Origin of the sequence: Kitasatospora sp. NPDC127067, from assembly GCF_042724755.1 — a bacterium.
Classification (GTDB): domain Bacteria; phylum Actinomycetota; class Actinomycetes; order Streptomycetales; family Streptomycetaceae; genus Kitasatospora; species Kitasatospora lactacystinica.
In genome coordinates, this window is sequence record NZ_JBHXEM010000227.1 from 1 (window position 1) to 7,403 (window position 7,403).

The following is a 7,403-nucleotide window of genomic DNA, read 5'->3' on the forward strand; positions in this document are numbered from 1 at the left end:
GGAGTCGGGGGACTCCTGCGGCCCTCGGCGCACAGCCGGACGGGGGTCGTCGCCCGGTCAGGCGGTGCGGTCCAGGTCGCCGCGCTGCACCGGGTGGGCGAAGGGGGCGCCGTCCGCGTAGCGGGCCAGCTCGTCCGCCGCCGCGGCCGCCATCCGCCGCAGCTCGCCGCCGAGCGAGCCGGCGACGTGCGGGGTGAGCAGGACGTTGGGCAGGTCGTAGAGCGGCGAGTCGGCGGGCAGCACCTCCGGGACGGTGACGTCCAGGACCGCGTGGAGGCGGCCCGAGACCAGCTCCTCGACCAGGGCGTCCTGGTCGATCAGCGACCCGCGGGAGGTGTTCACCAGCGTCGCCCCGTCGCGCATCAGGGCGAGCCTGCGGCGGTCGATCATGTGCCGGGTGCCGGGCAGTTCGGGCGCGTGCACGCTCACCACGTCGCTGCGCCCGCACAGTTCGTCGAGCGTCACCGAGCGGGCGCCCAGCGCGGCTGCCTCGGCCTCGTCCACGTACGGGTCGTGGAGCAGCAGCTCCAGGTCGAAGGGGCGGAGCAGTTCGAGGACCCGCCGACCGATCCGGGAGGCGCCGACGATGCCCGTGGTGCGCCGGTAGTTGCCGGCTCCGGGGTAGGCGGCCTGCCAGTCGTGCGGGGCCCGCCGTTCGCGGTAGTCGGCGCTGAGCCTCAGCACCTGCTTGTTGGCGAGCAGCACGTTGGCGACGGTGTACTCGGCGACGGGCAGGGCGTTGGCCCAGGCGGCCGAGGAGACCTGGATGCCGCGCTCCCAACAGGCCTCGGTGACATGGTGCTTGACCGATCCGGCGGCGTGGACGACGGCGCGCAGCCGGGGCGCGGCGGCGAGGACGGCCTCGTCGAGCGGGGGGCAGCCCCAGCTGCTGACGATCACCTCGGTCTCGGCGAGGACGGCGGCCGCCTCGGGGCCGGTGAAGTCGTCGACGACGAACACGGGGTCGAGTCGGGCGAGGGTGGTGAGCCGCTCCATGGTCTCGTCGTCGACCAGCCGGTCGACGAGGTCCGGGGTCATGGCCAGCAGGGCGCGCGGGCGCCGGCGCGGCGATGCGGGTGAACTCCCGTTCACAGCGGTCGGGTTCGGCGGATTGGACACGTGGTTCTCCGGCGCGGTCGTGGAGTTGGCGGTCTGGTGGGTCACTTGACGCTTCCCGCGGTCAGGCCGGCCTTCCAGTGGCGCTGGAGGGCGACGAACGCGACGACCAGCGGCACGACGGCCAGCAGCGAGCCGGTGACGACCAGCGGGTAGAACTCGGGGAACGCGTGGGTCTGGGTGTTCCACGCGTAGAGGCCGAGGCTGACCGGGAAGAGCCGGTTGTCGGAGAGCATCACCAGCGGCAGGAAGAAGTTGTTCCAGATCGCGGTGAACTGGAACAGGAACACCGTGACGAAGCCCGGCATGACCATCCTGAGCCCGATCGACCAGAAGGCGCGCAGCTCGCCCGCACCGTCCGTGCGGGCGGCCTCCAGCACCTCACCGGGGATGTAGCCGGCACAGAACACCCGGGAGAGGTAGACGCCGAAGGGGTTCACCAGGGAGGGCAGGAAGACCGCCCAGAAGGTGTTGGCGAGGCCGAGTTCGGAGGCGAGCAGGTACATCGGCAGGGCCAGGGCCGTGGTCGGCACCAGCACGCCGAGCAGGACCAGCCCGAACAGCTTCTCCTTGCCGGGGAAGGCGTACACGTGGAAGGCGTAGCCGGCGCCGACGCAGACGAGGGCGCAGAGCAGGGCCCCGACACCCGCGTAGAGCAGCGAGTTGAGGTACCAGCGGAAGTAGATGCCGTCGCCGGTGGTGGCGAGGGCGTGCAGGTTGGCGCCGAGGTTCCAGTTGGACGGGGTGAGGCCGTGGCCGCCGAGGAGGTCGCCGGTGTTCTTGGCGGCGGCGGTGAGCAGCCAGCCGAGCGGCAGCAGCGTGTAGGCGGCCGCCAGCACGAGGGCGCCGTTGACGGCGGCCCTGGACAGCGTCCAGGGCGTGCGCGGGCTGCGGTCGCGGCCGGCCCGGGGGGCGCGCGGGCGCGGGCGGGTGTCGCGTTCGGGGGCGAGGGTGGTCATGCCGAGTCCTCCGTCCGGCGGGCGGGGCGGGTGCGGGTCGCCCAGGTGACGAGGAAGGACAGGACGGCCGCGGTGATGGCGAGCAGCACCGAGGAGGCGGCGGCGAGGCCGTAGTCGCCGCGGTCGAAGGCGGCGGTGTAGGCGTACATGTTGGGGGTCCAGGTGCTGATGACGCCGGGTGAGGCGCCGTGCAGGATCATCGGTTCGGTGAACAGCTGGAGGGAGCCGATCACGGTGAACAGGCCGACCATCACGATCGAGGCGCGGATCAGCGGGATCTTGATGCTGAGGACGGTGCGCAGCGGGCCGGCGCCGTCCACGACGGCGGCCTCCAGCACCTCGCGGGGGACGGCCTGGAGCGCGGCGTAGAAGATGACGGTGTTGTAGCCGACCCACTCCCAGAGCGCGATGTTGACCACGGCGGGCAGCGGGTTGCCGAGCAGGTCGGGGCTGCTCCCGACGGAGTTCAGCGCCTCGATGACGGGGCTGATGCCGGGGGTGTACAGGTACATCCAGATCAGGGCGGCGATGATGCCGGGCACCGCGTGCGGCAGGAACAGCGCGAGCTGGAAGAAGCGGCGGGCGCGGGCCAGCGTGGAGTCCAGGAGCAGCGCGAGCGCCAGGGACAGGCCGACCATCAGCGGGATGTACAGCAGGCAGTACAGGGCCGTGGTCCGGAAGCCGTCGAGGAAGGCCGGGTCGCCGAGGGCGCGGGTGTAGTTGCCGAGGCCGGTGAAGACCGTCTCGACGCCGCCGAAGCCGAGGCCGGAGCGGTGCTCCGTGTAGAGGCTGAGGTAGAGGGCGTACCCGATCGGGACGAGCGTGCAGGCGGTGAAGAGGATCAGGAACGGCGCGAGGAGCACGGCCGGCGCGCCGTACCGCCCGGACCGGCGCCGCCCGCCGGTGGGGCGGGCGGGCGCGGCGCGGACGGCGCGGTCGGTCGGGGCGGTGGTCACTGGGCGACCTTGATTCCGCGGTTCTTCAGCTCGGCGACGGTGGCCTGCTGCGCGGCGTCCACGGCGGACTGGACGGTGCCGCCCTGGGTGAGCTTTCCGAAGGCGTCCTTGAGGGAGGTGTTGGTGGCGCCCATGGCCGGGCCCCACTGCCAGCCGGGCTTGATGGACTTGGCGGCGTCGGCGTAGATCGCGTAGACGTCCTGGCCGCCGTAGAAATCCGTCTTGAAGGCGGCCTGCGCGACGGACACCAGGGCCGGGGCGGCCGGGTAGGCCGAGGAGGTGCCGGAGGCGATGCGGGCGTTGAAGCCCTCGGGCGTGCTGGTGGCCCAGGTGGCGAACTCCACCGCGGCCTTGGCCTTCCTGCTGTTCTTGGAGACCGCGAAGGTGGTGCCGCCGACCATGCCGCTGGCGGGGTTGCCGTCCCAGGTGGGGACGGGGGCGACGGCCCACTTGCCGGAGGCGTCGGGGACGGTGCCCTTGAGCACGCCGCCGCCCCAGGAGGCGCCGAGGTAGCCGGCCGTCTCGCCCTTCTGCAGGGAGGCCGTCCACTGCTGGCTGAAGGACGGCATGACCCGGACGAGGTCGTCGTTGATCAGCTGCTGCCAGTAGTCGCCGACCTTCCTGCTCTCCGGGCCGGTGGCGTCGACCTTCCAGGTGTCGCCCGAGCTCTTGAACCAGTGGGCGTCGGCCTGCCAGGCCATGGCCTCGAAGGTGGTCGGGTCGTCGGGGAAGAAGGTGGCGATCCGGGCGTCCGGCCGGGCCTCCTTCAGCTTCCGGGCGGCGGTGCGGAATTCGTCCCAGGTCTTCGGCGCGGTGATGCCGGCCTGGTCGAAGAGGTCCTTGCGGTAGTAGAAGGCCTGCGGGGAGGCGTCCAGTGGCAGGGCCCAGGTGGTGCCGCCGAGGGTGGTCAGCTCCAGGGCCTGGTTCAGGTACTTGGCCTTGACGCCGTCCGTGACGAGCTTGCCGATGTCCTGCACGGCGCCCTGGCTGACGAAGTCCGGCAGCTGCGAGTACTCGACGTTGAACACGTCGGGCGCGTTGCCCGCCTTGACCGCGTTGGAGATCTTGGCGTAGCCGCCGGCGACGCCGGAGGGGATCTCCTCGTAGGTCACCTGGATGTTCGGGTGGGTGGCGTTGAAGGCGGCCACGACCTCCTTGGTGCCCTTGGCCCAGCCCCAGAAGGTGAGGGCGACGGGCTTGCCGTCCTCGGCGCCACCGCTCGACGAGTCGCTGCCGCAGGCCGCGAGGGACGTCATGCCGAGGGCGGACGCGACGAGGGCGGCGGCCAGACGGGGGGCTCTGCGGACGCGGGTGGGGGTGGTGGACATGGCTCGTCTCCCGGTGGAGGGGGTGTGCGGGGTGGGGCCATCCTGGGACCGCGCTTCGATCGAAGTCAAGGGTTCTGGATCAAATGATCCGCTTCGATCTGGCACACCCCGCAATGTTCGGGCTTCTTTACGGGAAAGCACCCTTTCCGTGATGTTTTCCCCTGTCATCTCGGATCATTTGATCAATATCATGGACGATCGATCTGGGTTCTGCCCGGATCCGATCCCGCCACGGACCGACCACCCCCCGCCACCGACCGAGGAGCCCCGGCATGCCCCCGATCGAGCTACCCCCCGAAGACCGCTCGCTCAGCCCCCTCACCGGCTGGACCAGGGCCCACTGGGAGGCCGCCGCGGACGGCCTGCTGGCCGCCGTCCGCCGCCACGCGGGCCCCGAACACGCCCTGATCGCACTGCCCGGCGACCGCCCCAGCTGGTCGGGGCCCCGCTCGGACGGGCTGGAGGGGTACGCCCGGACGTTCCTGCTGGCCGCCCTCCGCGTCGCGGGTGCCCGCGGCGGCGACCCCCACGGGCTGCTCCCGGCCTACGCCGAAGGGCTCGCCGCAGGCACCCGCCACCCCACCACCGAACGCGACCTCACCGACGCCGACCCGGTCTCCTGGCCGGTGATCACCGACCGGGGCCAGGCCATGGTCGAGGCCGCCTCGATCGCCCTGGCCCTGCGGATCACCCGCCCCTGGCTCTGGGACCGCCTGGACGAGGACGTGCGCGCCCGGGCCGGCGCCTGGCTGGCCCAGGCCCTCCACCGGGCCCCGGTGGACAACAACTGGTGGCTCTTCCCGCTGACCGTCGGCGGCTTCCTCGCCGAGGCGGGCATCGACACCGCGGCCGCGGAGCGGGCCGTGGAACGCGGCCTGGCGAGGATCGAGACCTGGTACCGGGGCGACGGCTGGTACACCGACGGGCGCCCGCGCGCCTTCGACCACTACAACGGCTGGGCCTTCCACCTCTACCCCGTCCTCCACGCCCACCTGGGCGGCGACCGGCACCTGCTCGACCTGTACGGCGGCCGGCTCGCCGCCCACCTCGACGACTGCGCGCACGCCTTCGGCTCCGACGGCGCCCCCGTCCACCAGGGCCGCTCGCTCACCTACCGCTTCGCCGCCGCGGCCCCGCTGTGGGCCGGAGCGCTCTGCGGGAACACCCCGCTGTCCGCGGGCACCACCCGCCGTCTCGCCTCCGGCGCCCTGCGGTACTTCCTCGACCGCGGCGCACTCGACGCCGAGGGCCTGCTCACCTCCGGCTGGCACGGGCCGTACCCGCCGATGGTCCAGCCGTACTCCGGGCCCGCCTCCCCGTACTGGGCGGCCAAGGGCTTCCTCGGGCTGCTGCTGCCGCCGGAGCACCCGGTCTGGACGGCCGTCGAACAGCCCGGACCCGCCGAACTCGGCGACGCCGTCCGGCCGCTCCCCCGGCCCGGCCGGCTGATCCAGTCCACCGCCGCCGACGGCCTCGTCCGGGTGCACAACCACGGCAGCGACGACCAGCCCGCGGACGAGGTGCTGCCCGACGACCCGCTCTATGCGCGCCTCGCCCACTCCACCGCGACCGGGCCGGTACTGAACGGACCGCCGGACAACCACCTCGGCCTGGTGGTCGGCGGCACGCTCACCGAGCGCGGCCGGATCCGGCCGCTCGGCGCCGGCGACGGCTGGGCCGCCTCCGAGCACCGGCCCCGGGCGGGCGGCGCGGAACTCCCCGGGGTCGTCGTGACCTCGCTCGTCCTGGCCGCCGGGGCCGACGAGGTGCACGCCCACCTGGTCGCCGGGGCCGAGCCGGGCACCGAGGTCCGGCACAGCGGCTGGGCGGTCGCGGGCGGCTCCGCCGAGACCGCCGTGGACGGGCCGCTCGCCACCGCCACCGCCACCGGGCCGGACGGCCTGCGGCTCGTCTCGCTGCTGCGCTGCGCGAGCGGCTTCACCACCGCCGGCACCGACCCGCTGCCCTCGGGCACCGCGTTCGGCGCCGTCGGCGCGGTACCCCGGGTCGCCGGGCGGACCGCCGACCAGGCCGCGCTGTTCGTCAGCACCGCACGGCTCGCCCGGGGCCCGGTGCGGCCGCCCCGCGCGGCCGTCGAGGTCCGCACCGAACGGGCCCCGCAGGGCCACCTGCTCCACGTCCGCTGGCCGGACGGCGGGCGGCACACCGCCCTGCTCGCCACCGGCTCCGTCACCGTCCGCCGGGAGGACTGACCACCGTGCGACTCGCCCTCTCCACCCTGGGCCTGCCCGGCCGCCCGCTCACCGAGGTCCTCCGGCTGGCCGCCGAACACCACTGGCAGGGACTCGAACTGCGGTGCGCGCCCGGCGAACCGGTGCACCCCGGCCTGACGGCCGGGGAACGGCGAAGCGCCCGGCGGGAGTTCACCGCCCACGGGATCACCCCGCTCGCCGTGGCCTGCTACCTCGGCGTCGCCGCGCCGGGCGAGGACGACCGGCCGGCCGCCGCCCTGGTCGACCACCTGCGGCTGACCGCCGACCTCGGGGCGCGCCATCTGCGCGTCTTCCCGCACGGCGCGCGGTCCGCTCCGGGCGAGGACGACCGGCGGGCCGCCCGGCGGCTGGCCGCCGCGGCCGACACCGCCCGCTCCCTCGGCGTCCGCATCCTGCTGGAGACCCACGACTCGCACCGCTTGGGGCGCGACGTGGCGCGCGTGCTCGACCTCGTCGGGCATCCGGCCGTCGGCGCGCTGTGGGACCTGCTGCACACCCGGCTGGCCGGCGAGAGCCCGGCGCAGAGCCTGGCCGCGCTCGCGCCCCACCTCGGCTACGTCCAGGTCAAGGACGTCGCGAGCGACGACGACCTCACGCCGCTCGCGCTCGGGGCGGGCGTGCTGCCGATCGCCGAGTGCGTGCGCGCCCTGCCGGCGGACTGCTGGGTGTCATGGGAGTACGAGGCGCCCTGGTACCCGGCCGCCGCCCCGCTGCCCGGGCTGCTGGGCCCCGGCGCGGCCTACCTCGCCCGGCTCGCGGCCTGAGACCGGGGCGGGCCGGGCGGAGCGGCCGGGACGCCCCGGGGCTCCG

General features: G+C 74.1%; 6 protein-coding genes. 2 read left to right on the forward strand and 4 right to left on the reverse strand.

Annotated elements, in window-relative coordinates; translation table 11 throughout:
- Positions 1-57: 57 nt before the first annotated feature.
- The 4 genes from ACFWJ4_RS40190 to ACFWJ4_RS40205 form a co-directional block, all read right to left on the reverse strand.
- Positions 58-1,038 carry a hydroxyacid dehydrogenase gene (locus ACFWJ4_RS40190; protein ID WP_380554087.1) on the reverse strand — a complete coding sequence of 327 codons (981 nt, stop codon included), beginning with the start codon at positions 1,036-1,038 and terminating at the stop codon, positions 58-60.
- A 122-nt stretch (positions 1,039-1,160) separates the two neighbouring features.
- The gene (locus ACFWJ4_RS40195; protein ID WP_380554073.1) at positions 1,161-2,075 is read right to left on the reverse strand and encodes a carbohydrate ABC transporter permease; all 915 of its coding nucleotides are present in this window, start codon (positions 2,073-2,075) and stop codon (positions 1,161-1,163) included.
- Complete coding sequence (locus ACFWJ4_RS40200) at positions 2,072-3,031, reverse strand: carbohydrate ABC transporter permease (RefSeq protein ID WP_380554076.1); 960 nt, start codon at positions 3,029-3,031, stop codon at positions 2,072-2,074. Before ACFWJ4_RS40200 ends, ACFWJ4_RS40195 begins: the two co-directional genes overlap by 4 nt.
- Positions 3,028-4,359 (reverse strand): ABC transporter substrate-binding protein, encoded by a 1,332-nt coding sequence (locus tag ACFWJ4_RS40205; RefSeq protein WP_380554078.1) that lies wholly within the window; start codon positions 4,357-4,359, stop codon positions 3,028-3,030. Before ACFWJ4_RS40205 ends, ACFWJ4_RS40200 begins: the two co-directional genes overlap by 4 nt.
- Positions 4,360-4,631: 272 nt before the next feature.
- Here ACFWJ4_RS40205 and ACFWJ4_RS40210 point away from each other — a divergent pair, with 272 nt between their 5' ends.
- Both ACFWJ4_RS40210 and ACFWJ4_RS40215 read left to right on the forward strand, forming a co-directional pair.
- Positions 4,632-6,572: a DUF2264 domain-containing protein gene (locus ACFWJ4_RS40210; RefSeq protein ID WP_380554081.1), complete on the forward strand. Its 1,941-nt coding sequence runs from the start codon at positions 4,632-4,634 to the stop codon at positions 6,570-6,572.
- Between the two features lie 5 nt (positions 6,573-6,577).
- Positions 6,578-7,357, forward strand: coding sequence for a sugar phosphate isomerase/epimerase family protein (locus tag ACFWJ4_RS40215; protein ID WP_380554084.1), 780 nt, complete (start codon positions 6,578-6,580; stop codon positions 7,355-7,357).
- Positions 7,358-7,403: the final 46 nt, after the last annotated feature.